31 protein-coding genes and 2 tRNA genes are annotated in these 24,867 nt (G+C 61.7%); 14 read left to right on the plus strand and 19 right to left on the minus strand.

Going from position 1 to position 24,867, the window contains the following annotated elements; genetic code table 11:
- Window positions 1–80 precede the first annotated feature (80 nt).
- The gene (locus J6497_RS11385; protein ID WP_225704352.1) at window positions 81–1,892 is read right to left on the minus strand and encodes a carbamoyltransferase family protein; all 1,812 of its coding nucleotides are present in this window, start codon (window positions 1,890–1,892) and stop codon (window positions 81–83) included.
- A gap of 354 nt (window positions 1,893–2,246) precedes the next feature.
- Between J6497_RS11385 and J6497_RS11390 the strand changes: the two genes are divergently transcribed.
- Window positions 2,247–2,537, plus strand: coding sequence for a hypothetical protein (locus tag J6497_RS11390; protein WP_225704353.1), 291 nt, complete (start codon window positions 2,247–2,249; stop codon window positions 2,535–2,537).
- A gap of 110 nt (window positions 2,538–2,647) precedes the next feature.
- Here the strand turns inward: J6497_RS11390 and J6497_RS11395 are convergent, their stop codons facing one another.
- Window positions 2,648–3,424 carry a cyclase family protein gene (locus tag J6497_RS11395; protein ID WP_225704354.1) on the minus strand — a complete coding sequence of 259 codons (777 nt, stop codon included), beginning with the start codon at window positions 3,422–3,424 and terminating at the stop codon, window positions 2,648–2,650.
- A gap of 260 nt (window positions 3,425–3,684) precedes the next feature.
- Between J6497_RS11395 and J6497_RS11400 the strand changes: the two genes are divergently transcribed.
- The 6 genes from J6497_RS11400 to J6497_RS11425 all read left to right on the plus strand — a co-directional run bounded on the left by J6497_RS11400 (window position 3,685) and on the right by J6497_RS11425 (window position 9,338).
- On the plus strand, window positions 3,685–3,924 hold the full coding sequence (locus tag J6497_RS11400; RefSeq protein WP_225704355.1) for a hypothetical protein: 240 nt from the start codon (window positions 3,685–3,687) through the stop codon (window positions 3,922–3,924).
- 255 nt (window positions 3,925–4,179) lie between these two features.
- Window positions 4,180–6,588, plus strand: a complete 2,409-nt coding sequence (locus J6497_RS11405; RefSeq protein ID WP_225704356.1) for a phosphoketolase family protein — start codon at window positions 4,180–4,182, stop codon at window positions 6,586–6,588.
- A 29-nt stretch (window positions 6,589–6,617) separates the two neighbouring features.
- Window positions 6,618–7,802 (plus strand): acetate/propionate family kinase, encoded by a 1,185-nt coding sequence (locus tag J6497_RS11410; protein WP_225704357.1) that lies wholly within the window; start codon window positions 6,618–6,620, stop codon window positions 7,800–7,802.
- A gap of 175 nt (window positions 7,803–7,977) precedes the next feature.
- Window positions 7,978–8,328: a hypothetical protein gene (locus J6497_RS11415; RefSeq protein WP_225704358.1), complete on the plus strand. Its 351-nt coding sequence runs from the start codon at window positions 7,978–7,980 to the stop codon at window positions 8,326–8,328.
- A gap of 303 nt (window positions 8,329–8,631) precedes the next feature.
- The gene (locus J6497_RS11420) at window positions 8,632–8,790 is read left to right on the plus strand and encodes a hypothetical protein (protein WP_225704359.1); all 159 of its coding nucleotides are present in this window, start codon (window positions 8,632–8,634) and stop codon (window positions 8,788–8,790) included.
- Between the two features lie 218 nt (window positions 8,791–9,008).
- The gene (locus tag J6497_RS11425) at window positions 9,009–9,338 is read left to right on the plus strand and encodes a hypothetical protein (RefSeq protein WP_225704360.1); all 330 of its coding nucleotides are present in this window, start codon (window positions 9,009–9,011) and stop codon (window positions 9,336–9,338) included.
- A gap of 32 nt (window positions 9,339–9,370) precedes the next feature.
- On the opposite strand, the gene J6497_RS11430 is transcribed toward J6497_RS11425, so the two are convergent.
- On the minus strand, window positions 9,371–9,688 hold the full coding sequence (locus J6497_RS11430) for a hypothetical protein (RefSeq protein WP_225704361.1): 318 nt from the start codon (window positions 9,686–9,688) through the stop codon (window positions 9,371–9,373).
- A gap of 32 nt (window positions 9,689–9,720) precedes the next feature.
- Between J6497_RS11430 and J6497_RS11435 the strand changes: the two genes are divergently transcribed.
- Window positions 9,721–10,176, plus strand: a complete 456-nt coding sequence (locus J6497_RS11435; protein ID WP_225704362.1) for a cupin domain-containing protein — start codon at window positions 9,721–9,723, stop codon at window positions 10,174–10,176.
- 72 nt (window positions 10,177–10,248) lie between these two features.
- On the opposite strand, the gene J6497_RS11440 is transcribed toward J6497_RS11435, so the two are convergent.
- The 5 genes from J6497_RS11440 to J6497_RS11460 all read right to left on the minus strand — a co-directional run bounded on the left by J6497_RS11440 (window position 10,249) and on the right by J6497_RS11460 (window position 12,955).
- Window positions 10,249–10,325: transfer RNA gene (locus J6497_RS11440), tRNA-Pro, on the minus strand.
- 63 nt (window positions 10,326–10,388) lie between these two features.
- On the minus strand, window positions 10,389–10,808 hold the full coding sequence (locus tag J6497_RS11445) for a DUF192 domain-containing protein (RefSeq protein WP_376708197.1): 420 nt from the start codon (window positions 10,806–10,808) through the stop codon (window positions 10,389–10,391).
- Window positions 10,809–10,998: 190 nt separating this feature from the next.
- On the minus strand, window positions 10,999–11,664 hold the full coding sequence (locus tag J6497_RS11450) for a cold-shock protein (protein ID WP_225704364.1): 666 nt from the start codon (window positions 11,662–11,664) through the stop codon (window positions 10,999–11,001).
- 197 nt (window positions 11,665–11,861) lie between these two features.
- Window positions 11,862–12,623: an SIR2 family NAD-dependent protein deacylase gene (locus J6497_RS11455; RefSeq protein WP_225704365.1), complete on the minus strand. Its 762-nt coding sequence runs from the start codon at window positions 12,621–12,623 to the stop codon at window positions 11,862–11,864.
- 86 nt (window positions 12,624–12,709) lie between these two features.
- Window positions 12,710–12,955, minus strand: coding sequence for a hypothetical protein (locus J6497_RS11460; RefSeq protein WP_225704366.1), 246 nt, complete (start codon window positions 12,953–12,955; stop codon window positions 12,710–12,712).
- A gap of 187 nt (window positions 12,956–13,142) precedes the next feature.
- On the opposite strand from J6497_RS11460, the gene J6497_RS11465 reads away from it, so the two are divergent.
- On the plus strand, window positions 13,143–13,328 hold the full coding sequence (locus J6497_RS11465) for a hypothetical protein (RefSeq protein WP_225704367.1): 186 nt from the start codon (window positions 13,143–13,145) through the stop codon (window positions 13,326–13,328).
- A gap of 64 nt (window positions 13,329–13,392) precedes the next feature.
- Here the strand turns inward: J6497_RS11465 and J6497_RS11470 are convergent, their stop codons facing one another.
- From J6497_RS11470 to J6497_RS11480, 3 genes are all read right to left on the minus strand, one after another.
- Window positions 13,393–13,749: a hypothetical protein gene (locus J6497_RS11470; protein ID WP_225704368.1), complete on the minus strand. Its 357-nt coding sequence runs from the start codon at window positions 13,747–13,749 to the stop codon at window positions 13,393–13,395.
- Window positions 13,750–14,164: 415 nt separating this feature from the next.
- Entirely contained in the window at window positions 14,165–14,353 is a 189-nt protein-coding gene (locus tag J6497_RS11475; protein ID WP_225704369.1) for a hypothetical protein, read from the minus strand.
- An 864-nt stretch (window positions 14,354–15,217) separates the two neighbouring features.
- Complete coding sequence (locus J6497_RS11480) at window positions 15,218–15,430, minus strand: hypothetical protein (RefSeq protein WP_225704370.1); 213 nt, start codon at window positions 15,428–15,430, stop codon at window positions 15,218–15,220.
- Between the two features lie 553 nt (window positions 15,431–15,983).
- Between J6497_RS11480 and J6497_RS11485 the strand changes: the two genes are divergently transcribed.
- The 3 genes from J6497_RS11485 to J6497_RS11490 all read left to right on the plus strand — a co-directional run bounded on the left by J6497_RS11485 (window position 15,984) and on the right by J6497_RS11490 (window position 17,404).
- Window positions 15,984–16,436 carry a VOC family protein gene (locus tag J6497_RS11485; RefSeq protein WP_225704371.1) on the plus strand — a complete coding sequence of 151 codons (453 nt, stop codon included), beginning with the start codon at window positions 15,984–15,986 and terminating at the stop codon, window positions 16,434–16,436.
- Between the two features lie 69 nt (window positions 16,437–16,505).
- On the plus strand, window positions 16,506–16,631 hold the full coding sequence (locus J6497_RS41220) for a hypothetical protein (protein WP_283844413.1): 126 nt from the start codon (window positions 16,506–16,508) through the stop codon (window positions 16,629–16,631).
- A 131-nt stretch (window positions 16,632–16,762) separates the two neighbouring features.
- A complete protein-coding gene (locus J6497_RS11490) occupies window positions 16,763–17,404 on the plus strand; it encodes a glutathione S-transferase family protein (protein ID WP_225704372.1) in 642 nt (213 codons plus the stop codon).
- 7 nt (window positions 17,405–17,411) lie between these two features.
- On the opposite strand, the gene J6497_RS11495 is transcribed toward J6497_RS11490, so the two are convergent.
- Both J6497_RS11495 and J6497_RS11500 read right to left on the minus strand, forming a co-directional pair.
- Complete coding sequence (locus tag J6497_RS11495; protein ID WP_225704373.1) at window positions 17,412–17,657, minus strand: porin; 246 nt, start codon at window positions 17,655–17,657, stop codon at window positions 17,412–17,414.
- Between the two features lie 171 nt (window positions 17,658–17,828).
- The gene (locus J6497_RS11500) at window positions 17,829–18,086 is read right to left on the minus strand and encodes a PilZ domain-containing protein (protein ID WP_225704374.1); all 258 of its coding nucleotides are present in this window, start codon (window positions 18,084–18,086) and stop codon (window positions 17,829–17,831) included.
- A gap of 227 nt (window positions 18,087–18,313) precedes the next feature.
- Between J6497_RS11500 and J6497_RS11505 the strand changes: the two genes are divergently transcribed.
- Window positions 18,314–18,388, plus strand: a tRNA-Glu gene (locus tag J6497_RS11505).
- Window positions 18,389–18,503: 115 nt separating this feature from the next.
- Here J6497_RS11505 and J6497_RS11510 read toward each other — a convergent pair.
- From J6497_RS11510 to J6497_RS11535, 6 genes are all read right to left on the minus strand, one after another.
- Window positions 18,504–18,953 (minus strand): arsenate-mycothiol transferase ArsC, encoded by a 450-nt coding sequence (locus tag J6497_RS11510; protein ID WP_225704375.1) that lies wholly within the window; start codon window positions 18,951–18,953, stop codon window positions 18,504–18,506.
- Window positions 18,954–19,176: 223 nt separating this feature from the next.
- On the minus strand, window positions 19,177–19,863 hold the full coding sequence (locus J6497_RS11515) for an energy transducer TonB (protein WP_225704376.1): 687 nt from the start codon (window positions 19,861–19,863) through the stop codon (window positions 19,177–19,179).
- Window positions 19,864–20,375: 512 nt separating this feature from the next.
- Complete coding sequence (locus tag J6497_RS11520; protein WP_225704377.1) at window positions 20,376–20,561, minus strand: hypothetical protein; 186 nt, start codon at window positions 20,559–20,561, stop codon at window positions 20,376–20,378.
- A 207-nt stretch (window positions 20,562–20,768) separates the two neighbouring features.
- Window positions 20,769–21,464, minus strand: a complete 696-nt coding sequence (locus J6497_RS11525; protein WP_225704378.1) for a Crp/Fnr family transcriptional regulator — start codon at window positions 21,462–21,464, stop codon at window positions 20,769–20,771.
- Between the two features lie 1,003 nt (window positions 21,465–22,467).
- The gene (locus J6497_RS11530) at window positions 22,468–22,809 is read right to left on the minus strand and encodes a hypothetical protein (protein ID WP_225704379.1); all 342 of its coding nucleotides are present in this window, start codon (window positions 22,807–22,809) and stop codon (window positions 22,468–22,470) included.
- A gap of 171 nt (window positions 22,810–22,980) precedes the next feature.
- A complete protein-coding gene (locus J6497_RS11535; RefSeq protein ID WP_225704380.1) occupies window positions 22,981–23,217 on the minus strand; it encodes a hypothetical protein in 237 nt (78 codons plus the stop codon).
- A gap of 232 nt (window positions 23,218–23,449) precedes the next feature.
- Here J6497_RS11535 and J6497_RS11540 point away from each other — a divergent pair, with 232 nt between their 5' ends.
- The gene (locus J6497_RS11540) at window positions 23,450–24,703 is read left to right on the plus strand and encodes a Zn-dependent hydrolase (RefSeq protein ID WP_225704381.1); all 1,254 of its coding nucleotides are present in this window, start codon (window positions 23,450–23,452) and stop codon (window positions 24,701–24,703) included.
- Window positions 24,704–24,867: the final 164 nt, after the last annotated feature.

The following is a 24,867-nucleotide window of genomic DNA, read 5'->3' on the forward strand; positions in this document are numbered from 1 at the left end:
GTGCAAAAAAAGCCTGACGTCGGACCTCACTCCGCCACGAGCGATTGCGCAAAGCTCTCGCAAGCGGGGCGAGGTAAGTCTCAAGCAGGCGGTGGGGCGGTCGAGGCGACGATGTTCGCGACGTCGCCATAGGTCCTGACCAGCGGCGCGACGACCTTGTGCATCCGCCCCTTCGACACGATCGTGTCGTGCAGGATCAGGTTGTCGACCCCGGTGGTGAGGAAGCAGTTCACGGCGTCCTCCGGCGTCTCGATGATCGGCTCGCCCTTGACGTTGAAGGAGGTGTTGATCAGGACCGGCACCCCGGTCAGCGCCTCGAATTCCTTCAAGAGCCGGTAGAGCCTCGGGCTGGTCGCCTCGCGCACCGTCTGCACGCGTGCCGAGCCGTCGACATGGACGACCGCCGGAATCTTGTCGCGCCACTCGCGACGGACCGGTTTGGCGATCAGCATGAACGGCGAATCCTCCTCGCCTTCGAATATCTCCTTCATCCGCTCGGCCAGCACGATCGGCGCAAACGGGCGGAACGCCTGCCGGTGCTTGACGCGGCTGTTGAGGATGTCCTTCATCTCAGCCCGGCGCGGATCGGCAATCAGGCTCCGATTGCCGAGCGCGCGTGGCCCGAACTCGGATGGCCCCTGGAACCAGCCGATCACGCGCTGGTCGGCGATCAGCTTCGCGGTGTCGCGGAAGATGTCGTCGCTGCGGCTGGCATTCACCTGCACGCGCACCAGGAACTTCTGCAGCGCGGCCGCAACCTCCGCATCGCTATAGGGCCTGCCGACATAGGCGTGCTCCATCACGAAGCTGCGCCGCTGCTTCAGGATCTCGAGCCAGCCGTAATAGGCACAGCCGATCGCGGTGCCGTCGTCGCCCGCCGCGGGCTGGATCCAGACGTTCTCAAAGCCGGCTTCCCGCGCAATCCGTCCGTTGGCCACGCAATTGAGCGCAACGCCGCCGGCGATGCAAAGGTTCTTCGCGCCCGTGGTCTCACGCAGCCAGCGTGCACGGGCCAGCAGCACGTTCTCGGTGTCGTCCTGCACGCGCCAGGTGATGTCCTCCCAGTGGCGCATTGCCGGATTCTTCTCCCAGCTCCCGCTGTCGAGCAGAAAGGGTTGGTTGAGTTCGCTGGTCCAGGCCGGCACGTGCAGCTCGCCGTCGCTCATTTCGAGGAGATGCTTGACCTGCTCGCGACGGCCGTAGGGCGCAAGGCCCATCAGTTCGCCGCACTTGTTCCAGTCGCCGAACACGTAGGACGAGACGCGGCTATAGAGCGCGCCGAGGCCGGGCATGTTGTAGAATTCGTCGCTGAGCATGCCGCGCGAAGGCTCCATGAAGACCTTCTTCAGGCATTCCAGTCTCTCGCCCTCGAAGCGGTAGTAGCTTTCGGATTCGCGCGCCAGCGGTGAGACCGCATCGGCATTCGGATATTTCTCCATGACGTCGGACCGATAGTTGCCGACGCCATCGACCACCATCACGACGCCCTCATCGAACGGCGAGACCGCGAATGCGCTGTAGGCATGCGCCAGATGGTGGGAGAGCGATGCCACCTTGCCCGAGGTCGAGCGAAACAGCGGATATTTCGATGCTTCCTGTCGCTCGGGATACGGAAGAAAGCCGGCCATGTCTTGATAGATCAGACGCTCTTCCAATTCCGGCACCGGCAGGATGTAGCAATTGCTGACGACCAGATCGACGTCATCGAGCGTGATGCCTTCGGCCTTGAGGCAATAGTCGATCGCCTCCTTGTGGAAGCCGGATGCGTGCTTCTCGCGTGTGATCCGCTCCTTGGCGATCGCAAAGGCGATGGCGCCGTCGCGCAACAGGCAGGCGCTGACGTCATGGTCGTAGGTGTTGAGGCCGAGGACGTAGGTGTGCTGCTTGGGCATGGCGACTCGTCAAGCGGGAATCATCGCGTGGCTTAGGAGTGCGATCGTGTCGACATCAAGTTCTCTGCGGAATTTTGTCGAAATCTTTTTCGCCCCGGTTCTGCAACGCACAAATCATCGGATGCGACGAATATGAACAAGATGAACGACGGATGAACAGCAAGATAAACAGCGCATCTTCGCAAGCCGGAGTGTAACTTGACCTTACCCCACCTGCCCAATAGAGTTTTTGCGAAGCGCAAGGACATTCGACAAAATTTTGTCTTAGTGCATCTGAACTAGTGGCTGTCTCAAACGTCTAAGCAAGACAGCTCGGATTGTTTGGATGTCTGGAAGTGACCGGGAGATTCCTGAATGGCTAAACGCTACAATTTCCTGACGCGCTGCCTTGCCGCGGTAGCCCTGCTGTTCGTCTACGTTGCCAGCACCTCCGCGGTACTGGTCGGCGCGACGACCACATCGGCGGAGGCACAGTGGGGACGCGGGCGCGGTGGGGGTGGACGCGGTTGGGGCCGCGGCGGATGGGGTTTTCGTGGCGGCGGGTATCGCCGCGGCTGGCGCCCGCGCGGCTACGGCTACTACGGCTATGGTGGTGGCCGGCGCTGCTGGTGGACCCCGCGCGGCGTTCGCGTCTGCAGGTGGTAACGTCAGCCCGACTGACGTAGCTGCGCGACATCAAAATAAAAAATCAGGTGCGTCGGAAACGGCGCACCTGATTTTCTTTTGAAGCGAACATCTTTCCGAGCCAACGCGGCTCAGCTCTCGAGGATTGCGACCGCGCGCGTCCAGCCGGCTGAGGCGCGCTCGATCTTCACCGGGAAGCACGACACCATGAAGCCGGTCGACGGCAACAGTTCGAGATTGTGCAGCTTCTCGAGGTGGCAATAGCCGATATGGCGGCCCGCTTTGTGGCCCTCCCAGATCAGACTCGCATCCCTTGTCTCGGCATATTTCTTCGCGGTGTAGACGAACGGCGCATCCCAGCTCCAGCCGTCGGTGCCGGTCAGCCGCACGCCGCGCTCCAGGAGATACATCGTCGCCTCGTAACCCATGCCGCAGCCGGAGACGACGTAGTCCTGCCGGCCGAATTTGGCGCCCGCGCTGGTGTTGACCACGACGATCTCGAGCGGCTTCAGCGTATGGCCGATGCGCTTGAGCTCCTCCTCGACATCCCCAGCGGTCGCGACATAGCCGTCCGGCAGATGCCGGAAGTCGAGCTTGACGGCGGGCTGGAAGCACCATTCCAGCGGCACCTCGTCGATGGTCCAAGATCGCTCGCCGCGGTTCATCGTGGGATGGAAATGCCAGGGCGCATCCAGATGCGTGCCGTTGTGGGTGGAAAGGTTGACCTGCTCGACCGCCCAGCCCTGCCCGTCCGGCAACTCTTCCGCCCTCAGCCCTTGGAAGAATTCCAGCATGCGCGGCAGGCTTTGCTGATGATCGATATACTGGATGGTCGGATGGTTGCCGGGCGGATCGGCCGGCACGTCGTTCTGCAGGGGAACGGAGATGTCGATCAGTTTGCGCGCCATGGGAGCTCCTCAGTTTCTAGTGAGCAGTGAGTAGGGTAGGCAAAGCGATGTCTTGCACCGTCATTTAATCAAACACCGGCGGAAGCGTGCCCACCATCAGCACTCCGCTCGTGATGGTGGGCACGCTTCCGCCTTCGCTCGTTGAGCTACGGCGGACAAGTCGCTTTGCTCACCCTACGGCATTTACCAATAGTTAGCTTTACCGATGTTGCCACAGGAACGTCATTCACCAGCCTTCATTGACGTGCACAGGAGTGCGGATGAAGAACGAGCTCGACAAGATCGACCGGACGCTTGACGAGATGCTGGTGAACCTGGGCGCCATCGTGCTCAAGCTTGCGGCGGTCTCGAAGACCGCGGCGGAGCGGCGCGCTCTGGCCCAGTCCGTCCATCAATACAGCGTCTGCGCCGGGCGCTCGAGCGATCCGCGTGTCCAGCGCCTGCGTGCGGAACTCGAAGCGACTCTCCAGCCTCAGTTGAAACTGGTCTCCAGCCGATAGCGGCAGCCGTGCCATCCGGCGTTTGGCCGCACGCCCTTCATCAAAAGCGCGGCATCGCAGTCTCGTCAAACGTCACCGCTATAGACTAGTATTTCCTGCGCCGGAACGGCGCTGATCCGCGCTCGTTGTCATCGGACAGGCGCGGCGGGATCCGGTTGATTTGGCTCAACACCCGCACCGCTCAGGCATGGACAGTGCCGCGTCCGGCAAAGCCGTCACGATTGGCAACGTCGCCAGGAAACAACGAGGCGCTCAATGCAAGATGCAAGCAGCACGTCCGCCGTTCTCGATAGCGCCGAGCTCGATCTGCTTGATCGGTACTGGCGCGCCGCCAACTACCTCTCGGTCGGCCAAATCTACCTGCTCGACAATCCCCTGCTCCGCGAGCCGCTTCGCAAGGAACACATCAAGCCACGCCTGCTCGGCCATTGGGGCACGACGCCCGGCTTGAATTTCGTCTATGCCCATCTCAATCGCCTGATCAAACACCGCGATCTCAACGCGATATACATTTGCGGCCCCGGCCACGGCGGGCCCGGCATGGTCGCCAATACCTATCTCGAAGGTACCTACACCGAGATCTATCCAGATATCACGCGCGACGTCGACGGCTTGCGCAAGTTGTTTCGGCAGTTCTCCTTTCCCGGGGGCATCCCGAGCCATGCCGCGCCGGAAACGCCGGGCTCGATCCATGAAGGTGGCGAACTCGGCTATGCGCTCGCCCACGCCTATGGGGCGGCGTTCGACAATCCCGATCTCCTGGTTGCCTGCGTCATCGGCGACGGCGAAGCGGAGACTGGCCCGCTCGCCGCTTCCTGGCATTCGAACAAGTTTCTCAACCCCGCGCGCGACGGGGCGGTGCTCCCGATCCTGCATCTCAACGGCTACAAGATTGCCAACCCGACCGTGCTCGGCCGGATGAGCGACGAGGAAATCCGCCATCTGTTCCTGGGCTTTGGCCATGAGCCGATGTTCGTCGAGGGCGACGATCCCAGGACGATGCACCGGCAGATGGCAGCCACGCTGGATGCGGCAACCGATCGTATTCGCGCAATCCAACAGGCATCGCGCGGTGCGTCGCCATCGGGCGAGCGGCCGCGATGGCCGATGATCGTGCTGCGCAGCCCCAAGGGCTGGACCGGGCCGAAGGAAGTCGACGGCCTCAAGGTGGAAGGATTCTGGCGTGCGCACCAGGTGCCGATTGCCGAGGTCCGCAGCGATCCAAGCCACCTCGCCATATTGGAGCAGTGGATGCGCGGCTATCGGCCGGAAACGCTGTTCGACGAACAAGGCAGGCTCGTTCCAGAGCTGCAGGAACTGGCGCCGAAGGAGGCGCGCCGGATGGGCGCCAATCCGCACGCCAATGGCGGGACACTGAAGCGCGAATTGGAATTGCCCGACTATCGCAGCTTCGCGATCGAAGTCCCGAAACCCGGTGGCGTGATCGACGAAGCGACGCGAACGATGGGCAAGTTCCTGCGCGACGTCATGAAGCGCAACGAGGGCACCCGCAACTTCCGCATCATGGGTCCGGACGAGACCGCCTCCAACCGGCTCGACGCCGTGTTCGAAGCAACCGATCGCGTCTGGATGGAGGAGATCGAGCCCTACGACGTCCACTTGTCCCGTGACGGCCGGGTGATGGAGGTCCTGAGCGAGCATCTCTGCCAGGGATGGCTCGAGGGCTATCTGCTCACCGGGCGACATGGATTGTTCTCCTGCTATGAGGCGTTCATCCACATCGTGGATTCCATGTTCAACCAGCACGCCAAATGGCTGAAAGTCTCGCGCGAGCTGCCATGGCGGCGCCCGATCGCGTCGCTGAACTACCTGCTCACCTCGCACGTCTGGCGGCAGGATCACAACGGCTTCAGCCACCAGGATCCCGGCTTCGTCGATCTCGTCGCCAACAAGAAGGCGGACATCGTCCGCGTCTATTTCCCGCCGGACAGCAACTCGCTGTTGTGGATCACAGACCACTGCCTGCGCACCTACGACCGGATCAACGTCATCGTGGCCGGCAAGCAGCCCGCGCCGCAATGGCTGACGATCAAGGAAGCCGCGGTCCATTGCGCGGCCGGGATCGGCGCGTGGTCGTGGGCCGGAACCGAGACACGCGATAGCGATGTCGACGTGGTGATGGCCTGCGCCGGCGATGTGCCCACGCTTGAGACTCTGGCCGCCGTCGACATTCTCCGCAAGCAGATCCCGGGCCTCAAGATCAGGGTCGTCAACGTCGTCGACCTCATGGCGCTGCAGCCGCGCGAACAGCATCCGCACGGGCTCACCGACCGCGAATTCGATACCTTGTTCACGCGCGACAAGCCTGTGATCTTCGCCTATCACGGCTATCCCTATCTGATCCACCGCCTCACCTATGCACGCACCAACCACTCCGGCATCCATGTGCGCGGCTTCAAGGAAGAGGGAACGACGACGACGCCGTTCGACATGGTCGTGCTCAACGAGCTCGACCGCTTCCATCTGGCGATCGAGGCGATCAACCGCGTGCCGGGACTTGCGGCGTCCGCAGCCACCGTCAAGCAGCATTGCCTCGACCGCCTGATCGAGCATGGCAAATATGTCCGAGAGCACGGCGAGGACATGCCTGATATTCGCGAGTGGTCCTGGCCGTATGGAACGGCCGCGAACGCCGGCGATTGACGGCTGATCGCAAGCGTCGGGTTCACCAGATGCCGAACGCCCTCCTTGTCATCAACGCGGGATCGTCTTCGATCAAGCTGGCGCTGTTCGAGAGCGGCGGCTCGGGCGCCCCCGCGCTGCTGCTTTGCAAGGGCATGCTGGACCATCATCAGCAACAGCCACAGATGATCGTGAAGGACCTGCACGGCAACGTGCTGTTCGAACGCCACGCCGCGGCAGAAGCGGACGATGAAAGCTTCTTCGCCGATCTGCTGCGCTGGATCGACGAATTCCTCACCGGTGGAACTCTCCTCGCGGTCGGCCACCGCGTCGTCCATGGCGGACTGAAATTCTCTGAACCGGTAAAGGTGACACCGGCCATCCTGCAGGCGCTGCGCGAGCTGACGCCGCTCGCGCCATTGCACCAGCCGGTCTGTCTCGCGCCGATCGAGGCGATGCAAAAGCTGCGGCCGGACCTGCCGCAGGTTGCCTGCTTCGACACCGCCTTTCACCACAGCGTCGCGCCGCCCATGAGCCGCTTTGCGCTGCCGCGGTATTTCGAACAGGAAGGCGTGCGCCGCTACGGCTTTCACGGGCTCTCTTATGAGTTCTTCGCCCGCCATTTGCGCGAGATCGCACCGGATCTGGCGATGGCGCGGGTGGTGATCGCCCATCTCGGCAGCGGCGCCAGCCTGTGCGCGATGCGCAACGGGCGCAGCGTCGACACGACGATGAGCTTCACGACGCTGGACGGGCTGATGATGGGCACACGCTGCGGCGCGATCGATCCCGGACTTCCCCTCTACCTGCAGCAACAACGCGGGCTTTCGGCCGACGAGATCGAGCACGTGCTCTATTACGAATCCGGACTGCTTGGCGTCTCCGGGATCAGCGCTGATGTGCGCGTGCTCACCAACAGTGACGATCCCCGCGCCGCCGAGGCGCTCGAACTGTTCGCGTTCCGCGCGGGTGCGGCGATCGCCGCGATGGTCCACAGCCTGGGTGGTCTCGACGCGATCGTCTTCACCGCCGGCATTGGCGAGAACAGCCCCGAGGTGAGGAAGCAGATCTGCGCCGGTCTTGGCTGGCTTGGCGTGGAACTCGATGATGCCGCCAACGGCGCCAATGAGCTCAGGATCGGCGCAAAGACTGCGCGTGTCGCAACCCTCGTAGTCCCCACCGATGAGGAAGCGGCCATCGCCGCCCACAGCCAGGCCTTGATTACAAATCGTTGAGAATGATGAACGACATCGCCGTAGTTCTCGCGGCTGCGATCCGACAGGAAGCTTCGCGCCAGAGGATTTGATGGCTGGGAGCGCATTGCGCGGGACCGCAATACTTACATCCTATTTGTGCTGGTGCCGGCCGAATGGACCGGCCCGGCCGTTTCGCGAAGACAGGAGTCTCGCCATGAAGAAACTGTCCCTTCTATGCGTCGCCCTCGCCGTCGGCCTCTCGACCACCACAGCATTCGCGCGCGGCGGCGGAGCCGGCATGGGGCACGGTATGGGAGCCATGGGGATGCACGGAGGCATGCCCACGAACAGCGGCCTACCCACGAGCGGTGGTCTGCCGGTGACCGGCGGCGCTTTTGGAACCAACCCCGCCACGCCCGGCACCAACTCGCTCGGAACCGCGCTTTCCTCGTCGGGCATTGCCAATGGTCCCCAGAAAGGTCCGCTGCTTGGCACCGATCCCTCGATCGATCGCGAAGAGGCGAAGGTCGAGAAGATGCTCGGATCGATCTGCCGCGGCTGCTAAAGCGGCCGCAGGACACCGTCCGCAACGTCGGCCGTTCGCAACGTCGGCCGTTCGCAAAACCGGCGGCCCTTCTCTGATCGGTCGGCCCGTGTTTGGCTGCCGAATGGATCGCTGCCGCGATGCCGCAACGCCGCGTGGTGCCGCCGCACCGACGTTAAGGTTGATCAGTTAGGTTAAGATCAGGATCGTCTTGAGCATGGTGGCCGCGATGGTAAAGCGAATTCGCTGTGCCATATCTCCGGCTATGACCCAATCGGGCTGAATCGAGCTTTGTTTCCAAAAGCCAGGATTGCAGGTGACATCATGTGGAACGGCCGCAAGAACGCAGTCATCGGGCTCAGCGCGCTGTTCGCATTCGTCCTGCTTGAACTGGGCGCGGCAATTGCGGCGATTGGTGCAGTGCTCGAGCTGGCCATCGGCATCGACGTGCCGGTTCTGCCGTTCCTTACGTCAAACGACTAAGGCGCTGCGCGCTCACTTGAAGCGCATGCGCGGCACGCTCGAATCTTCGCTGCCAGCCGCATTTGCGCGCAAGCGCATGTCCGAAAATTCATCGGCGCCGATGATCTGACGTGCAATTTGTCAATTGCAACCGTTGCTGGCGAAGCTGGACGCCACCTACTATGCTCCAATTCGGCAAGCCACGCCGCGTTTCTTGCATTCTTTTCCTGGAGCCATGAATGTTCAGAACTTCGTTGATCATTTTGTCGGGCCTCGCCTCGATGTTTGTTTCAGCCGCCGCCGCCCAGCCTGCCCCACTCACCTGCAGCGGCTCCCTGCTCGACCCATCCGGATCCACGCCCTCGCCAACTACCGCGACGCTTGCCCTCGGTCCGCCAGTTTCGATCGATACCGCCAATGGCCCGCGGCGCGCGTCGATCGTCAGCAACAACAAGCTTCAACTCAAATTCAGAACCAAGGACTTCACGGGCGAGTATTTCCACTACACCGGTGATCTTTTCCTGATCTATCGATCAGGACATCTTGCTCGGTTGATGTGTTCGCGTTGAGCAAAGAGCACGGCCGCTCTTTGCCCCCGCCGCTATTTTTGGTCTGGCTGACTCGAGCCCGTGATCTGAGCGCGGTGGTGCTTCCACATGCCGTAAGGCGCGAAAACATAACCCAGCAGCGCCCAGCAAATCATCCACGTTATCGCCAGCCACTCCGGCAACTGCACGAACCCCTTTGCGAAGAGCGGGACGAACATTCCAGCAAGCCACAGAAGTGCAAACCTCAGCGCTTTGCCCCAACCGAGGTTGTTCGAGACATAAGCCCAATAAGCTCGCAGATACTCGCCAAAATCCCGCATTTCCTCAACCTGCCACACAATCGGCGCCGCAACGGAGATGCTGGCGCGCACGAGCCCGGTCGCTAACCGCTGGAAAGACCCCCATGCCCAAGATCGATATCGCCGCCGTGACGAAACGCAAGGGCTCGGGCTACCCGCCGCCATTCGACGCCCCCTGTGCCGAACGCGTGCGGCAGCGGTTGGGCGACGCCGGCGGGCTCACCGACTTCGGGGTCAACCTGATGCACCTGCCGCCGGACAAGTGGTCAAGCCAGCGCCACTGGCATTCGGCCGAAGACGAATTCGTCTACGTGCTCGAAGGCGAACTGACGCTGATTGAAGATGGCGGCGCGACGGTGTTGCGCGCAGGCGATTGCGCGGCATTTCCGAAAGGCTCCGGCAATGGCCATCACCTGGTCAACAAATCGAACGCCACGGCGGTTTATCTCGAAGTCGGCTCACGCTCGCCGGCCGACGTCACTGTCTGCTCGGATGTCGACATGATGAGCACCAATGCCGACGGCCGGTTCGTGCACAAGGACGGCACGCCCTATCCCTGACAGCCGACATAGGTCGACGGCCGGGGGCACGACGCATCGCATCATATGTAACTGATTGATTTCATTGACTTTTGGTCGGGGCAGCTGGATTCGAACCAACGACCTGCAGTACCCAAAACTGCCGCGCTACCAGGCTGCGCTATACCCCGAGCAATCCGCAGGCGATGTCGATACACGGTTAGATCGGCGCCAGCAAGGCGTTAGCGAACCGGCTATTTCCCGTTGAACAGCGGGTGCGCGACCCGGTCGCCCGCCCGGATGCCGTATTTCTGGGCCGTGCCAGCGACCACCTCCAGCACGCCCTTGGCGAGCCCGCCGGAGGAGATGATCTTGGTCGACAACGGCTCGGTGTTTTCGGCGATCCGCAAGATACGGCCATCGGCGGCAATGAAGATCATGTCCAGCGAGACGTAGGTGTTCTTCATCCACATCGAGACCTGCTGCTCCGGCGAGAAGTCGAACAGCATGCCTTTGCCGTCAGGCAGCTCCTTCCTGAACATCAGCCCCTTCGTCTTCTCCTCCTCGGTCGTCGCGAGCTCGACGGTGAAGACGTGGACGCCATTCTTGGTGACGATCTCAAGCGGCTGGAACGTCGCGGCCTTTGCGGCCGGGCTCGCGATCACACCGAGCATGAGGACGAACGACGCAAACAGGCCAACGAGCAGGCGATGGCCGGCGACACGATCGAAAGTCATGGCAACAGCACTCACGGCAAAATCAAACCGCGGGGAACCTAACCCGAGCCCGGCGGCAATGACCAGAGGGCAAAGACGGGACGCGCGCCATCCGGCTCACGTTTGCGTCAGAGGCCGAATGGAAAAATCAGTGCGACGACAGCGCCGACGGACCAGTCTCCGGATGGATCTCCGCAGCCATCATGCCCTTGGAGCCGGGCCCGAACCGGACCAGCACATATTGGCCGGGGCGCAGCTCGGTCATGCCGAAGCGGCGCAACGTTTCCATGTGCACGAAGATGTCGGGCGTCCCTTCGCCGCAGGTCAGGAAGCCGAAGCCGCGCAGCCGGTTGAACCACTTGACCTGCGCCCGCTCCAGTCCGCTGGTCGGGGTGACCGTAACATGGGTCCGCGGCGGCAGCATCTGCGCCGGATGGATCGCCGTCGATTCATCCATCGAGACGATGCGGAACGCCTGATAACCCTTCACGCGCTGTACGCACTCAACCACCACGCGAGCACCCTCATAGGCGGTCTGGTAGCCATCGCGCCTCAGCACGGTGACGTGCAGAAGCACGTCTGGCCAGCCATTGTCGGGGACAACGAAGCCATAGCCTTTCGAGGCATCGAACCATTTGATGACGCCGGAGATCTCGACGAGGTTCGCCGCGGCATCGCCAAGGCCGGAGAAGGCATCCGCCGCCGAATCGCGTGGCGTTCTATCCGAATATTCGCCTGGCCCAAGCCTGCCGTGCCCGGCACCGCCAGATGGCGGTCCGCCGAGCTTCTTGGACTCAAATCCGTCCGACCCCATGACCCCGGACCCCACACATCATCTGCAATCCGTCTCTCTACGACGGTACCTAACAGCGCCTTGTTGCACGACCGCTCATGAAACAACGCGCGCGAATCTCGAATCAAAAGATAACACTCCCGCTTGTCTCGCATAGATAAAAAACGAATCCAGCGGGAACTATGAACAGGCTTGCGCAACCGCGAATCAATTGAGCATCAATTGCCCACGAACGGTCCAAGCGTCTCGCCGATGTCGTGGCGGATCACGAGATCCGCAATATCGTCCTGCTCGGTCGGCTCGTTGTTGATGATCACAAGCTTGGCACCGCAGTTCTTGGCCATCATCGGAAATCCCGCCGCCGGCCACACCACCAGCGAAGATCCGATCGCAAGGAACAGGTCGCAGTGCTGCGCAAGTTCCGTCGCCCGTCGCATTGCATCTTCCGGCATCGCCTGGCCGAACGAGATGGTTGCGGTCTTGATCGGATCGCCGCAGTCGGTGCAATCGGGCGCACCGCTGTTCTCATCGAAGCACTGCTTGACCCATGGCAATTCGTACGCCCTGCCGCAACCGATGCAGCGGGCATAGGTCGTGTTGCCGTGCAACTCGACCACATGATCCGATTTGAAGCCGCTCATCTGATGCAGATTGTCGATGTTCTGGGTGACAACCGCCGGAACCTTCCCCGCGCGATAGAGCGAGGCGAGCGCGCGATGCCCGCGCCCGGGCGTCGCCGCCGCAAAGGTCGGCTCCATCGCAAAGCGGCGCCGCCACGCCTCGTTGCGCGCGTCGGAACTTGCAACGAACTCGTCGAACGGAATTGGCCGGCTGCGCGTCCACAGCCCACCGGGCGAACGGAAGTCAGGAATCCCGCTCTCGGTCGAGATGCCCGCACCGGTGAAGGGAACGATGGCGCAGGCCTCGGCGATCAAATTGCCGAGCGCGTCGATGCCGCTACGCAGATCTTTTGCAATCACGTGAGAACCCGAGTTCGCCGTTCACATTATAGCACGGCCAACCGGGCAAGGGATCGACCCTGTTATGCAGGTGTCAGGCGCCTTTGTCACGCTGCCTTGGCGACCGGCTCGTTCGCCTCTTTCGGCTCCTTAACCTCGTCGCTCTTCTTCGTCTTCGCGACGGGAGCGGCATCGGACTTCTTCACCGGCTTGCCGTATTGGGCAAGCTTCTCCAATTCCGCTTCGAGTTCGGCGCGGCGCGCTGCGACCTTCTCGAACAGCTTGTCAGTCGCGTGTTCGCGCAAGCTTGCGAGTTCTTCGATGCTCAGTGAATCCAGATCGATCTTTGCCATGACTGGCTCCCCAGTTTTCCGTTTTTTGGCTAGCGGGGCTGCAAAGGGGCGACAAGCAGCGCAGGCGGTTTATCCACCGCCTTCGCTACCCACCATCTCACCACAATCCCGCACCGGCTGCTCCCCATTGGTGCCCCAATGGGAAGGCGAATTCGCTCCGATGACACTACGATTACAGGGATAGGCCATGACCGAGAATGCCATGACCGAGAAGGAAGAGCGGCTTGCACGTGAACGCGACGAGATCGCCGCTCGTGTCGCCAGCTTCAAGGCGACCCAGCAGAAGTTCGAACGCGAACGCCAGGAATATTACGCCACGACGCTCCGCAGCGCCTGGCACGGCTATCAGCGCGAGCCCGTCGAGACGGATTAGGAGTTCGCAGCAGCAGCGGAGTCAGAAAGCCCGGGGCGGGCCGCGCCGGGCTTTCTGTTACCAATCACCAATAAGGGCTCCCCCAGTAGGCGCGCCGATAACGGGGGCCGCCCCAGTAGGCGTACGGACCTCCACCATAGTAGCGTCGATACCCATAACCGCCATAATAGGCCGGGTAACCGTAGTATCGAGGGCCGTAATACCGAGGGCCGTAGTAGCCGGGGTAATAGCCCGGCCCGTAGTAGTATGGGCTGGATGCTGCGGCAGCGCCCGCAATCAGTGCGCCCGCGGCTAGCCCGAATGCCAGGCCCGGTCCCGGGCCGCGCCATCCCCCGCCGCGCCAGTACGCCTCGGCCGGCGAACTCACTGTGGTCGCGCCAACCGCGGCGACCGTGGCCAAAACTGCGAGTGCTTTTTTCATCCTCGCCTCCTCACGCAATTTCATCCGGCGCTCCAACGCACGAAGGCGCGGTTGGTTTCATCGGGAACCGACGCGACTGTTGCTGCAAAGGAGCGCCTTTGTGGCGCATGGGCGCCGGCGCTGCCCGCTCAAGCTATGCAACACGGCCGGGCCACCCACGGATCGGGCGTAGGAACAAACCACGACCTCTGCGCGTATTGTGTTGCGTAAAGGGTGTGCCCATGCCGGTCTGGCTCGAAATTCTGATCAACATCATCGGCTATGGCGGGTTCATTGCCATTGCGATGTGTCATCGTTCCTCCAGCGAGAAACTGCCGGAGCGAGATTCCCGTTAAAGTTGCATTGACTCGTTTTGTTCACGCGAACCGGTTCCCACCCTCGGATCAGGTCCGGGGGCATGCTTCGCCTGAAAACGCTAGTTCGCCTTGCGCGGCTCACCTGCGGTGCGCACCAGGCGGTCGGCCTTCACCAGCACGCGTCCATCGTCTACCTGCGGCCGCAGCGAAAAGCTGATGGCGACGAAGGCGAGGCAAAACAGCAGCCCCACCAGCACCACGCGCCGGTGAGTTGGCCTGTCCGCATTGTGAAAGGAAGGGATTATCATGGTTCGGGTTCCGCGCCCGATCCCTATGCGCAACCTCTGACGATCGCAACGCGATCCTGTCCTTAACCTAACCGAATAGCGTTATCGGCTGCGCCGAAACGGATCATTAGGACATGGTCCGGCGTCGGCGCCCGTCGGCCCGGTTATCCGCAGCAAATCCACAAACCGGCAGATCAGTCTTTGCCGAGCGATTCCCTCACGTTGCTGCGCAGCGATCCACAGCATTCTCACGACGCGGGCCGAGTGCTGCTGCCTTGGGCCACAGGTGCGCATGGCCGCACAGCAATGCGATGCAGACTCGAACGCTCGTGCAAAAAGGCGAGACCAGAACATCGTGCGATTCCGGAATCGCCGCGCTCTACTTCGACCTTGCGTGACCGCACTGCGTGGGAACTCTTTTGGCCGTCACGAATTGAAGGAGCACTAGGAAGTGCCGGTAGGACACACACCCTGCCCTCCTGCCGGCAAGGAAGCCCCGCGGCACCCCCTCGCGGGGTTTTCTTTTGAACCTATTTGCACGCCGACAGACATAGGAGAACTGGGGATTTCAGGGCCCAGTATTTCGCGGCAGCGTCGCCCGGAGAACATACTCCTCTAGGCGGCGCTGTTGCTTTTTGAAAATTCAACCTTAAGTTAGAAATTGAGCTGGCGGCTCGCGCCCTGAATCCCCAGTCCGTCAGCCCAAAAAGCCCCGTGCCCCGCAGGCGCGGGGTTTTCCTTTTTCGGGGTAGAGCCTTTTCGAGCGAAGCATGCCCTCGGACTTGATCCGAGGGTGGATAGCGGTTGGCGTGAAGCAAACACATCGATCAAGAACCTAAAGCGGGATAACGATTCGTCTCGCTCTACGTCATTCACGGGTGTCGCTCACGAGGACAGCATGGCGATGATCGGCTGCACCTGGACAGAAGCTGACGCGACGAGGCCCTCGAAGGACGTTTGGCCGTGGGCTGCAGCCTTCAGAATACATTCAGCCACCGCCGCCTTGACGCCGAACACGGACTGATCGGCGGGAATCTTCGACATGACCGCTTCCAGCGCGGCCCGCATGGTCTCAACGAGTTCAGGACTATATGGCATCGCAGCCTCCCCGCGCGCCAAAAATAGTCGTGGCGCTCTTGCCCGCCACTCACAAGCCTGAGACTCACGACCATGTGTCGTTGCAGTTATTTAATGAATTCCGGCCGAGGCGGTTTGCACGCCTCGCTAACCGAATATCCACCAGATCAGCGGACCGCCAAGTCCGACAAGAACCGCGAAACAGAGCGTGAGGCGGCCGATCGCAGCGTGGTTGCCTGCGAGAAGTCCCGGTCAGGCATGCGCTCCAATCGGCGCCCGGTCCAATCCAGGGCGCGACCGAGCAACCCGGCTATCAATTCGAGCAGGTATGGGACAACGCCACCCATGGCCTTACCTTGGTACAGCCTGTGTTTCCGGTTTGTGACCCGGGAGCCCGCCAGACACCTGCCCTCCGCAGCCTTTTCTGATATCTAGAGCACGATCCGGAAAAGTGGATACCGGCTTTCCGGAAGATCAATGCTCAGACAAAAGATCGAGCGGGATGATTAATAATCACGCTCTGGTCACGAACCGCCCAAACCAGACGCGACAAACCCCAGAGGGAGCCAACACCATGCGTTATCTCCACACCATGCTGCGCGTGCGCAATCTCGACACCGCGATGAAATTCTATCAGGACTCGCTGGGGCTGAAGGAAGTGCGCCGGACCGACAGCGAGAAGGGCCGTTTCACGCTGGTGTTCCTGTGCGCGCCCGAGGATATCGAACAGTTGAAGAACCTGCCGAGCACACGCGGCGCGCCGCTGGTCGAGCTCACCTACAACTGGGACGAGGAGAAATACGGCGAGGACCGTTATTTTGGCCACCTCGCCTATGAAGTCGACGACATCTACGCCACTTGCGATCGTCTGATGAAGCTCGGCATAACCATCAACCGCCCGCCGCGCGACGGCAACATGGCATTCGTGCGCTCGCCGGATCTGCACTCGATCGAGCTGTTGCAGAAGGGCGATCCAAAGCCGCCGGCCGAGCCGTGGCTGTCGATGCCGAACACCGGCCACTGGTAGACCTGGCGCAAATTCTGCGCGTACCTCCGAGCCCAGCATGGGCGCCGCGATCCACAACGGAACGACCCTATGGATCGCGCGTTTCCTCACCAATACGATATGGAGGAGGAAACGATGGCAAGAGGACTCTTGCTGTGGCTGCTTGGCGTACCGATCCCGGTGATCATCCTGTTGTGGCTGTTCTTCGGCCATTGATCGCGCGCAAGCCATGATGACAAAATCAGGTGCCGCTCAGCGGGCCTGATTTTTTGTTTGCGTGGGATGATCGGGGTCGTGCTTTCTGCTATTCGGCCGTCAACGCAGGCAGCAAGAGATGGGAGAGAGGCGTGGCGGAAAAATATCAGCTCACGGTTTGGGGCCGGGCCAACTCGGTCAACGTGCAAAAAGTGCTGTGGTGCCTCAGCGAGCTCGAGCTGCCCTATCACCGCATCGATGCCGGCATGCAGTTCGGCAAGAACGATCAGCCCGATTATCTCGCCATGAACCCCAACGGCCGCGTGCCGACGCTGGTCGACGGCAGCTACGTGCTGTGGGAATCCAATTCGATCATGCGCTATCTCTGCCTCGCCTATGGCGAGGGCTCACCGATCTATCCGGCCGCGCCGCGCCAGTGCGCCGGCATCGACCGCTGGCTCGACTGGACACTGTCGACGCTGCAGCCGGTCGACCGCCCGGTGTTCTGGGCGCTGGTGCGCACGCCCCCGGAAAAGCGCGACATGGCCGTGATCCAGAAGGACGCCGATGCCGAAGCTGAAGTGTGGCGGATCGCCGACGCGCAACTGGCGAGCCGACGCTTCATCGAAGGCGACGGGTTCACCATCGCCGACATCGCGATCGGCGCCTTTGCGCGGCGCTGGTTCGGCGTCGAGGGCGTCACCAAGCCGCGGCTATCCAATCTCGAGCGCTGGTTTGCCGAGATCTCAGCGCGCCCGGGCTTCGTGCAATTCCTGGCGCCGCCGATGTCGTGATGTGATCTCAGCGCCCGCCGATCGAGACGCCGCCGCCAATGCCGATGGCGCCGCCGATCTTGATGCAGGTATCGGAGCCCTCGATCCTGACGAAGCCCGCACCGTACTCCGCGCACGAGTGGGTCCGCGCAGCTCCCTTCAGCGGGAGCGGCTTTGTGGACGCCGGAGCTTTGCCGGATTTCGCTCGGCTCCGCTGCTCCGCAAGCGCGATTGCCGGCAGCAGCGCGAAGATGACGATCAGCGTCTTTCGCATCCGGCCTTCTATCGCGCAAGGGCTGGAACTGCCAGAGCGTTTTCGAGCGAAGCGGCCGCCGTTCGCATAGCGATCAAGGTTACGCAGATTGCGTAGACTTATCTGCGCAGAAAACGCATCAAGACAAAAATCTGGAGCTTCGGCTCTGACGCAATCAGGAACCGGTATGCTCTAGCCCACGAACTTGACGCCTAGGGTCCTGCCGCGGCGCCAGACCACCTCGCAGGGCCGCCCGGTGCGCGTGTCGCGCGAGAACGCCAGACGCAATTTTCCGGGCAGCGTGTTGGGATCGTCGATCGTGACCTTGGCGCCGGTGGAGGACATGTCCTGCACCACGCAGGGCCGCGCCGCGAATCCGCCCTCCAGGGTGATCCAGCCGGGCTGATGCATCGATTTGCGCGCCTCGCGCTTCTTGCTGCTGAACGCCATGGCCGAGGCCTACGGCACCAGGCTTTACAAAGCGTTGCGAAACACCCGCGGTTTTTCGGTATCGGCACCTGCGCAGCGCCATCCGGGGATGGCTGCAAAAAGGGCCGTCCTGCGACTTGCCCGCCCACCCAATCGCCACTATACGTTCGCTCCGTCGCCACCGGTAACCGTCGGCGGCCAATCCGGCACATCTCGCGCCTAGCGCATTGATTTGCGGATTGTTTTTGGCTCCCTTCGTCTATCGGTCAGGACGCCACCCTTTCACGGTGGAGAGAGCGGTTCGATTCCGCTAGGGAGCGCCAAGCGCAACCGCTTCAAAAATTTACACGAAAAATCAAATACTTGGAATCCGGCTTCCGAAACGTGCTGGACGTTTTGTCGGACGTGTCAGTTATTGGGAAAACGATGCACGCTTCGCTACGGCAGCCGATCGTCCGAGAGCGAGTTCAATAGATCGTCGATGAGGTCGTCGATCAAGGCCAGGGCGACGGCAGGCTTGGCGATGTCCACATCGTCCACATGCCAATAGATCACCCTGCTCGCCGTCCCTGGAAAGCGCCGTTCGAGGAGAGGCCGATGCTCTGCTTCCTTCAGCGCGATGATGAGATCGGCGCTCTCCAAGTCAGGTGAAGTACAAGGTTGAGGGTATCGCAAGTTTCCGGCCGGCAGGATGCCCTTAGCCTCGAGACCTTCCAACGCGAATGGCGACATTGGACCGACGTTGTCGGGCGATCCCTTTTCCGCGGCCCCTCTCGAGAAGGCGCGCCACTTCAAGTCGGCGAGCCCTGCGCGGTGATTGAACAGCTCTTCCGCATACCGGCTGCGGTAATAATTGCCGGTGCAAAGGAACAACAGACGATGTGCCATCGAGGAGAATCGTGAGCTTGAAAGAAGGCGCCACAGCAGGTCCGATTGATACAGTTGATCGCTCTCTCGGGCAATTGCGCGGCGCGGCAGGCCGCGGCTGCGCGAGAGCGGCGCGTTGATGATCAAATCATCTTGCAGACAGCGATACGCCTCTGCACGGAATCGTCATTGCTGAGGCCGAATTGGTCAATTGCCGCCCGGCGTCTGACGGCCATTGGCATTGCTAGTTTGCGGCGAACGAGACCGGCAGCAGCACGCTGAGCCGGCCCGGCAATTCGCCGGGAATGCTCGGCAAGGGTTCCGCACGCCGAAGTGCCTCAACCGCCTCCTTGTCCAGAGCGCTTTGGCCTGAGCTTGACCTTACCCACGCGTTGACGATCTTGCCGTCGCGGTCCATCACGAACGCAACCTTGACCGTCCCCTCAAGGCGCGCGCGCCGCGCGACGCCCGGATAGCGCTGAAAACGCTCGATATGCCGCATCAACACTTGCTGAAATCTGACCGCAGCGCTGTTTGGCGGCGAGCTGACAGATGATTGCGGCGCGCTGACAGTTGGCCGCGCTGGCCGCTCGATCGAGGCCATTGCATCGGCCGGAAGCGTTGGCGGCCTATTCTCGGCCTGTTGCTTGGACTGCCCCTGCAAGTCCGACTGAACGCCTGGATTGGAAGCGATCGGCTGATCCGTTGCCCGCACGGGCAGTGGGGCAATGGCAGGTGTCCGAACGAGCCTGACCTGAATGGTGCCACGGGTCCCTGACGGCGCCAGGCTGGCCGGCAATTGCCTGATCCAATAGATGCCTCCGGCGAGCAGCATGACGGCGAGTACCGACGGCAGAACGAATTGCACGACCGGATTCGATGTCTCCGGCAACGCCTCGCCGTCACCTAACAGGGTGTTCTTGATTGCCATCCGATATTCGCTTCCAGGCTTCCGGCCGAACTACAATGAGCGCACCATCAACGATGACGCGGACCATCCATGGTCCACACGCGCTCGTATTGACCATGCCGAACAGAAACCTGCGCAAACAAGAGCCCGACGATACGGTGGGATAATGCAATACCCGAACGCAAGCGCAACCTCGATCCCTTTTGTGCCAATTTGCTAAAGATGCGGATTAACTCCACCAGTTATCATCCTGACAACTGTGGGCCTTTGGCTCAGGGATCGCCAGCCGGCCTTTGCCCCACCTACAACAGGATTATGCCAGCCGATGCGGGCAGGCCTGAACGGGGGTGTGTCGATTTGCGCTGATTGCCACGCCGCTCGTGGCAGACCAGCCGACGATGATCGACCGCGTGTCCAATCGGCCGATCTGCCACCGTGTAGCTGAGGTCAGCTCCACGGTGCGGCAGGATCCTCCGCGCCGGAAGCCCGGCACACCAAGGCTCCGCTGGCGAACCGCGGCATAGTCCTGGGAATCAATGAGCCTTTCGTCGCCCCCGAGATGAGACGCGCCGGTCGACCGCGGCGCGGGTCTCGCGTTCGCGGCGCGTGGCCGCCAGCTCGGCGTCCGCGACACGCTTGCGAAGGGCAAACAAGGCCACCACTTCGCGTTGAAGATCGAACAGGTTGTTCGTGTTGAGATAGAAATCCGCCTCCGACATGAGAGGCCCGCATGGACGTCGCATCGATTACCCCTCCCCTGCGAGATGCCGTTAGCTTTTCCCATCAGGCCGGGCCTTTGCAATAACCCATGTGATTCAGATTTCCTTAGATCGCATCCGCTCGAGCATTTTCGAGCGAAGTCATAGCGGTTGGCGCGGAGAACGCGTCAAGACAAGAAATCCAGAGTTTCGCCTCTGCGCAAAGCTTCATTGCTGATGCAGGTAAGTGTCGTTGAACCCTCCGATCTCCACGAGTTTCTCGATGTCGCTCAGCTTGACCATGTTCTTCTGAATGTCGAGCACGCCCTCGGCACGAAAGGACTGCAGCACCCGATTGACATGAACCGCGCTTAGTCCCAGCGCCTCCGCAAGCCTCGATTGGGTGATCGGAAATTCGAACTCGTCATCGGCGGCCAGTCCGATTGCCGTCAGTCGCTGGCGCAGTTCGGCAATCAGGTGCGCCATGCGTCCCGCCGCCGTTCTGGTGCCCAGGCTCACAATCCACTCTCTGAACATAGCCGCATCCACGAGCGTTTCGCGCCAGAGCGCCTGCGCGATGGATGGTCGGGCTTCGATGAGCTGATGGATAGCACGGTGCTCAACAAAGCCGAGATGGGCGCGCGATAGCGTCACGAGATCATGGTCCATCCGATCCAGGTAAAGACCCTGCAGGTCCGGCATGTCCCCTGCAGGGTGAAACGAGAGGATCTGTCGTTTGCCATTCTCCGCCACCTTGGCGCGATAGGCAAAACCCCTTAAGATCACGCAGCAATTCGTCGTGCGTTCGCCTTCGCGAACGACGACCGTTTCCTCCGGAAACTCTTTCACCTGAAGACGTAAGGACCGCAGCGCGGCAACATCGCCTTCGCTCAGTTTAGAATTGACCCGCAGCCTGCGGATCATTATTTCGCTAGGCATTTGGCAAACCAAGGGCGCGTCAGATTGAGTCACCCCGTGAGAGTTCTCGCCCTTTGGCCCTCAGCGGCAAAACAAAAGCGTACGCCTCCCTGCGAGGGTTGACCAGTTATTGTTCCCGCGCCCCCGGTCTGGCACTCCACAAACCCATCGAGCGCCAGTCCGACAAATGTCGAACTAGCGGAGCTGTTGGCCAAACAGCAAAGGCCCCAGCTCAGGGGGCAGAGCTGGGGCTCGCATTTGCCCGAACCTCGGGGAAAGGCCAGACTACCAACCATGACCTTTCACTCGCACCCGGGCACTAAACTGCGTTTAGCTTTCTACAGAATGTGAATGCCTGCTGGCGACCGAGTCACATCTCCAGCCAGCTTGCCTAAGCGTTAGCCGCCATGGCTGCAGCGGCATGTCCACTGTTCAGCGCATCCGCTGCAGCAACCAACAATGACCGTTGATGCTCCGCCACGTGCAGGCTTAGACGAGTGATCACCTAGTGATCGGCGGACTCCTCCGTTCGAACACGCAGGTGTTCGACGGCTAGCGTTCGGTAATGTGCAGCCATCTCCCGATAATGAACGCGCGAGATCGGATCCTTCGCCTCCTCCGCGCGTCGTTCGAACATTTCCGCTCGCTTCCGAAGTTCCACAGCGTCGGCCATCGATCCTCCGCCATTCGCCTCATTGGACCTGATAAGGATATGGTCGCCAAGCGCGACCAATACCAGAGACGCAAGGGACTACATTGGTTCACAACTAGCGGGGCTTGCTTGCCTGAGGCTGCGGGTGCAGCCGCGATCCGCGCCCGGAACAGTTCGGTCCCGAGCGGTTCGAAAGCTGCTGGTCGGCAGACAACCCAGAAGCAGCCTGTATTCAGGCATTGGCGAAGCCCATGCCCACGGTGTCTCCGGGGAACTCGCAGTGCAATTGCCGATCGCGTAGACGTCGATCGGCAAGCGACCGCAGCGTGCAGTCAAAACGCGCGCATCAAACACGCATCAGCGGCTTGCGACGCGCGATCCGTCAGTCCGCTCCGCCGTCGCCGGAGTCTTGATGCAGCCGCTGCAGATCACGAGCTTGCCGGCGAGATCGCGATCGGCTTGGGCGTCAGAGGCCTGCTCGTGCTCATCCGCGGATGGCTCGATCGCCTGAGATGCATTCGCTGAGCGCCTGGGCATTCGTTGCGGCTGGTTGGGATCCTCTCCCGCTCCGTCCCAGGCGAACGCTCTTGGCCCGGTCGAAGCCAACGTGTTCATCGCCCCGTATTGCGCGCAGGCACCAAGCGCGAGCGGAAGAAACAGGATGGCGATCCGGCTAAACCGGCTCCGAACATGGCGCATGGCGATACTCTGACGCAACTGGTGCTGTGAGCTAAGACCAGAACGGCTAACAAATCGTTGTAGTCATGTATTCGCCGAGTGGAGCCAAAAGATGACCAAAGCGGCGATGCCCGAGCGTACCTGCGCCTCGCGTTTGGATGGCGCATTTGCGTGATGGCACCGGCGCCCATACTAGCCGCGCAACAGGTCATCAGGAACGTTGCCAAACGCGCGCAGCACGGTCGTCGTCGAATCCGGATAACCGACGCGAACGAGCGCGACGGCCCCGGCATGGCCCAGGATCTGCCAAAAACCTTTCGCGCGTTCGATTGCCGCCGCAGGGCTCGCGCATTTGAAGGGCTCGCCGGCGACGAGACCATCATCCGTCAGGTCGAATGGCACGGCGACAAAGTGAGTAATCTCGCCCACGGGCCGTCTCCCCGGTATATTTTCTTGCTGCCCGTCCAATGGGGCAGATCGCAATGAAAGCAAGTCTGAGTTGTCTTGGCTTGCGCCAAATCAATATGGGCTTCGCCAGTCGTCATTTTATGCACTTGGTTTGTCCATGCCAGAAGTAGGCCTCATCCACATTCCAAGGCAGGCGCGCACCCTGCTTTCCCTATCGCGCGGTGTATGCGAGCCTGGATGGAAGAGACCATCCATGGGTGAATCTGCCATGCCCGATCCAAACCTGCCCGTCGACGGCGCCCGCGTTCTTGCCGATCTCACTGCGCTCCGCGCCATTGGCGCGTACAAGACCGGCGTGCACAAGCCATCGTTTTCGGAACCGCATATGCGCTCAATCGAGTGGCTCGCGGCAAGGCTTCCGGAAGCCGGCCTTGCCCCTACAATCGACGGCATCGGCAACGTGTTCGGCACCAGCGCAAAACCTGGCCCGAAACTTCTGGCCGGTTCGCATCTTGAAAGTCAGAATTTTGCTGGCTGGCTCGATGGACCACTCGGCGTCGTCTATGCGCTCGAAGCCGCACGCGTCATCAATCCCGACTCGAGCCTTAGAGGCGCCGTCGAGGTCGCCGCCTGGTGCGACGAGGAAGGCCATTTCGGCCATTTCATCGGCAGCCGCTCCTATGTTGGCGCCGTGACGGAAGCGGAGATCGATGCCGCCCGCGACCGCAGTAGCGACCGTCCCATGCGGGAAGCGCTAGAAAGCGTCGGGCTTGGCGGCCGTCCGCGTGTCACCGCCGAACGCGGGCGGCACGTTGGATATCTCGAGGCCCATATCGAGCAAGGCAGGACGCTGGAAGACAGCGGCCTCAAGATCGGCGTCGTCACCTCCATCGTCGGCATCTGGCAATATCGCATCACATTCAGCGGCGAGCAGAACCATGCCGGCACCACGCGGATGGCGATCCGCCGTGACGCCGGACTGGCGCTCGCCAAATTCTGCGTCGCGATCGACGACAGCTTCTCCGTCCTGTGCGGCCCGCGGACGGTGTGGACCACCGGCCGCATCACGCTCGACCCCGGCGCGCCCAGCATCATTCCCGGCCGCGCCGAAATGCTGTTTCAAATGCGCGACGACAATGCCAGCGTGATCGAACGTCTGGAAGCGCAGCTGCGCCGCATGGCCGCCGAGGTCACGGCGGAAGGCCGCTGCAGCGTCGAGGTGGAGCGCATCCGCACAGGCGCACCGGCGCTGATGGATGCCACGTTCCAGGATACGATCGAAGCCGCAAGCGCGCGCTTTGCCGACGGCAAGTCGATCCGGATGCCAAGCGGCGCCGGTCACGACGCCCAGGTCCTCGCCACCATCATGCCGTCAGGCATGCTGTTCGTGCCCTCGATCGGCGGCATCAGCCATCACTGGAGCGAGAACACCGATGACGCCGACATTGTCACCGGCGCGAAAGTGTTTGTCGAGACGTGCCGGCGACTGCTGGTGCTGGCGCGGTGAGCACTGCGCAGGAGCGAGGTGGTAGGATGGGTAGAGCGGAAGCGAAACCCATCGCGATGGAGCAAGCCGCGCGAATGATGGGTTTCGCTTCGCTCTACCCATCCTACGGCCTGTCGCATCGCCCCGGAATGACACCCCCGCGAAGCAACGCCACAGTGCAATGC

The sequence above is a fragment of the Bradyrhizobium cenepequi genome, from assembly GCF_020329485.1.
Taxonomy (GTDB): Bacteria; Pseudomonadota; Alphaproteobacteria; order Rhizobiales; family Xanthobacteraceae; genus Bradyrhizobium; species Bradyrhizobium cenepequi.

Excerpts from the sequence above, each read along its gene's own strand:
- J6497_RS11385 (WP_225704352.1), bottom strand. The coding sequence starts at position 1,892 with ATGCCCAAGCAGCACACCTACGTCCTCGGCCTCAACACCTACGACCAT.
- J6497_RS11390 (WP_225704353.1), top strand. The coding sequence starts at position 2,247 with ATGGCTAAACGCTACAATTTCCTGACGCGCTGCCTTGCCGCGGTAGCC.
- J6497_RS11395 (WP_225704354.1), bottom strand. The coding sequence starts at position 3,424 with ATGGCGCGCAAACTGATCGACATCTCCGTTCCCCTGCAGAACGACGTG.
- J6497_RS11400 (WP_225704355.1), top strand. The coding sequence starts at position 3,685 with ATGAAGAACGAGCTCGACAAGATCGACCGGACGCTTGACGAGATGCTG.
- J6497_RS11405 (WP_225704356.1), top strand. The coding sequence starts at position 4,180 with ATGCAAGATGCAAGCAGCACGTCCGCCGTTCTCGATAGCGCCGAGCTC.
- J6497_RS11410 (WP_225704357.1), top strand. The coding sequence starts at position 6,618 with ATGCCGAACGCCCTCCTTGTCATCAACGCGGGATCGTCTTCGATCAAG.
- J6497_RS11415 (WP_225704358.1), top strand. The coding sequence starts at position 7,978 with ATGAAGAAACTGTCCCTTCTATGCGTCGCCCTCGCCGTCGGCCTCTCG.
- J6497_RS11420 (WP_225704359.1), top strand. The coding sequence starts at position 8,632 with ATGTGGAACGGCCGCAAGAACGCAGTCATCGGGCTCAGCGCGCTGTTC.
- J6497_RS11425 (WP_225704360.1), top strand. The coding sequence starts at position 9,009 with ATGTTCAGAACTTCGTTGATCATTTTGTCGGGCCTCGCCTCGATGTTT.
- J6497_RS11435 (WP_225704362.1), top strand. The coding sequence starts at position 9,721 with ATGCCCAAGATCGATATCGCCGCCGTGACGAAACGCAAGGGCTCGGGC.
- J6497_RS11445 (WP_376708197.1), bottom strand. The coding sequence starts at position 10,808 with ATGCTCGGTGTGATCGCGAGCCCGGCCGCAAAGGCCGCGACGTTCCAG.
- J6497_RS11450 (WP_225704364.1), bottom strand. The coding sequence starts at position 11,664 with ATGGGGTCGGACGGATTTGAGTCCAAGAAGCTCGGCGGACCGCCATCT.
- J6497_RS11460 (WP_225704366.1), bottom strand. The coding sequence starts at position 12,955 with ATGGCAAAGATCGATCTGGATTCACTGAGCATCGAAGAACTCGCAAGC.
- J6497_RS11465 (WP_225704367.1), top strand. The coding sequence starts at position 13,143 with ATGACCGAGAATGCCATGACCGAGAAGGAAGAGCGGCTTGCACGTGAA.
- J6497_RS11470 (WP_225704368.1), bottom strand. The coding sequence starts at position 13,749 with ATGAAAAAAGCACTCGCAGTTTTGGCCACGGTCGCCGCGGTTGGCGCG.
- J6497_RS11475 (WP_225704369.1), bottom strand. The coding sequence starts at position 14,353 with ATGATAATCCCTTCCTTTCACAATGCGGACAGGCCAACTCACCGGCGC.
- J6497_RS11480 (WP_225704370.1), bottom strand. The coding sequence starts at position 15,430 with ATGCCATATAGTCCTGAACTCGTTGAGACCATGCGGGCCGCGCTGGAA.
- J6497_RS11485 (WP_225704371.1), top strand. The coding sequence starts at position 15,984 with ATGCGTTATCTCCACACCATGCTGCGCGTGCGCAATCTCGACACCGCG.
- J6497_RS41220 (WP_283844413.1), top strand. The coding sequence starts at position 16,506 with ATGGATCGCGCGTTTCCTCACCAATACGATATGGAGGAGGAAACGATG.
- J6497_RS11495 (WP_225704373.1), bottom strand. The coding sequence starts at position 17,657 with ATGCGAAAGACGCTGATCGTCATCTTCGCGCTGCTGCCGGCAATCGCG.
- J6497_RS11500 (WP_225704374.1), bottom strand. The coding sequence starts at position 18,086 with ATGGCGTTCAGCAGCAAGAAGCGCGAGGCGCGCAAATCGATGCATCAG.
- J6497_RS11510 (WP_225704375.1), bottom strand. The coding sequence starts at position 18,953 with ATGGCACATCGTCTGTTGTTCCTTTGCACCGGCAATTATTACCGCAGC.
- J6497_RS11515 (WP_225704376.1), bottom strand. The coding sequence starts at position 19,863 with ATGGCAATCAAGAACACCCTGTTAGGTGACGGCGAGGCGTTGCCGGAG.
- J6497_RS11520 (WP_225704377.1), bottom strand. The coding sequence starts at position 20,561 with ATGTCGGAGGCGGATTTCTATCTCAACACGAACAACCTGTTCGATCTT.
- J6497_RS11525 (WP_225704378.1), bottom strand. The coding sequence starts at position 21,464 with ATGATCCGCAGGCTGCGGGTCAATTCTAAACTGAGCGAAGGCGATGTT.
- J6497_RS11530 (WP_225704379.1), bottom strand. The coding sequence starts at position 22,809 with ATGCGCCATGTTCGGAGCCGGTTTAGCCGGATCGCCATCCTGTTTCTT.
- J6497_RS11540 (WP_225704381.1), top strand. The coding sequence starts at position 23,450 with ATGGGTGAATCTGCCATGCCCGATCCAAACCTGCCCGTCGACGGCGCC.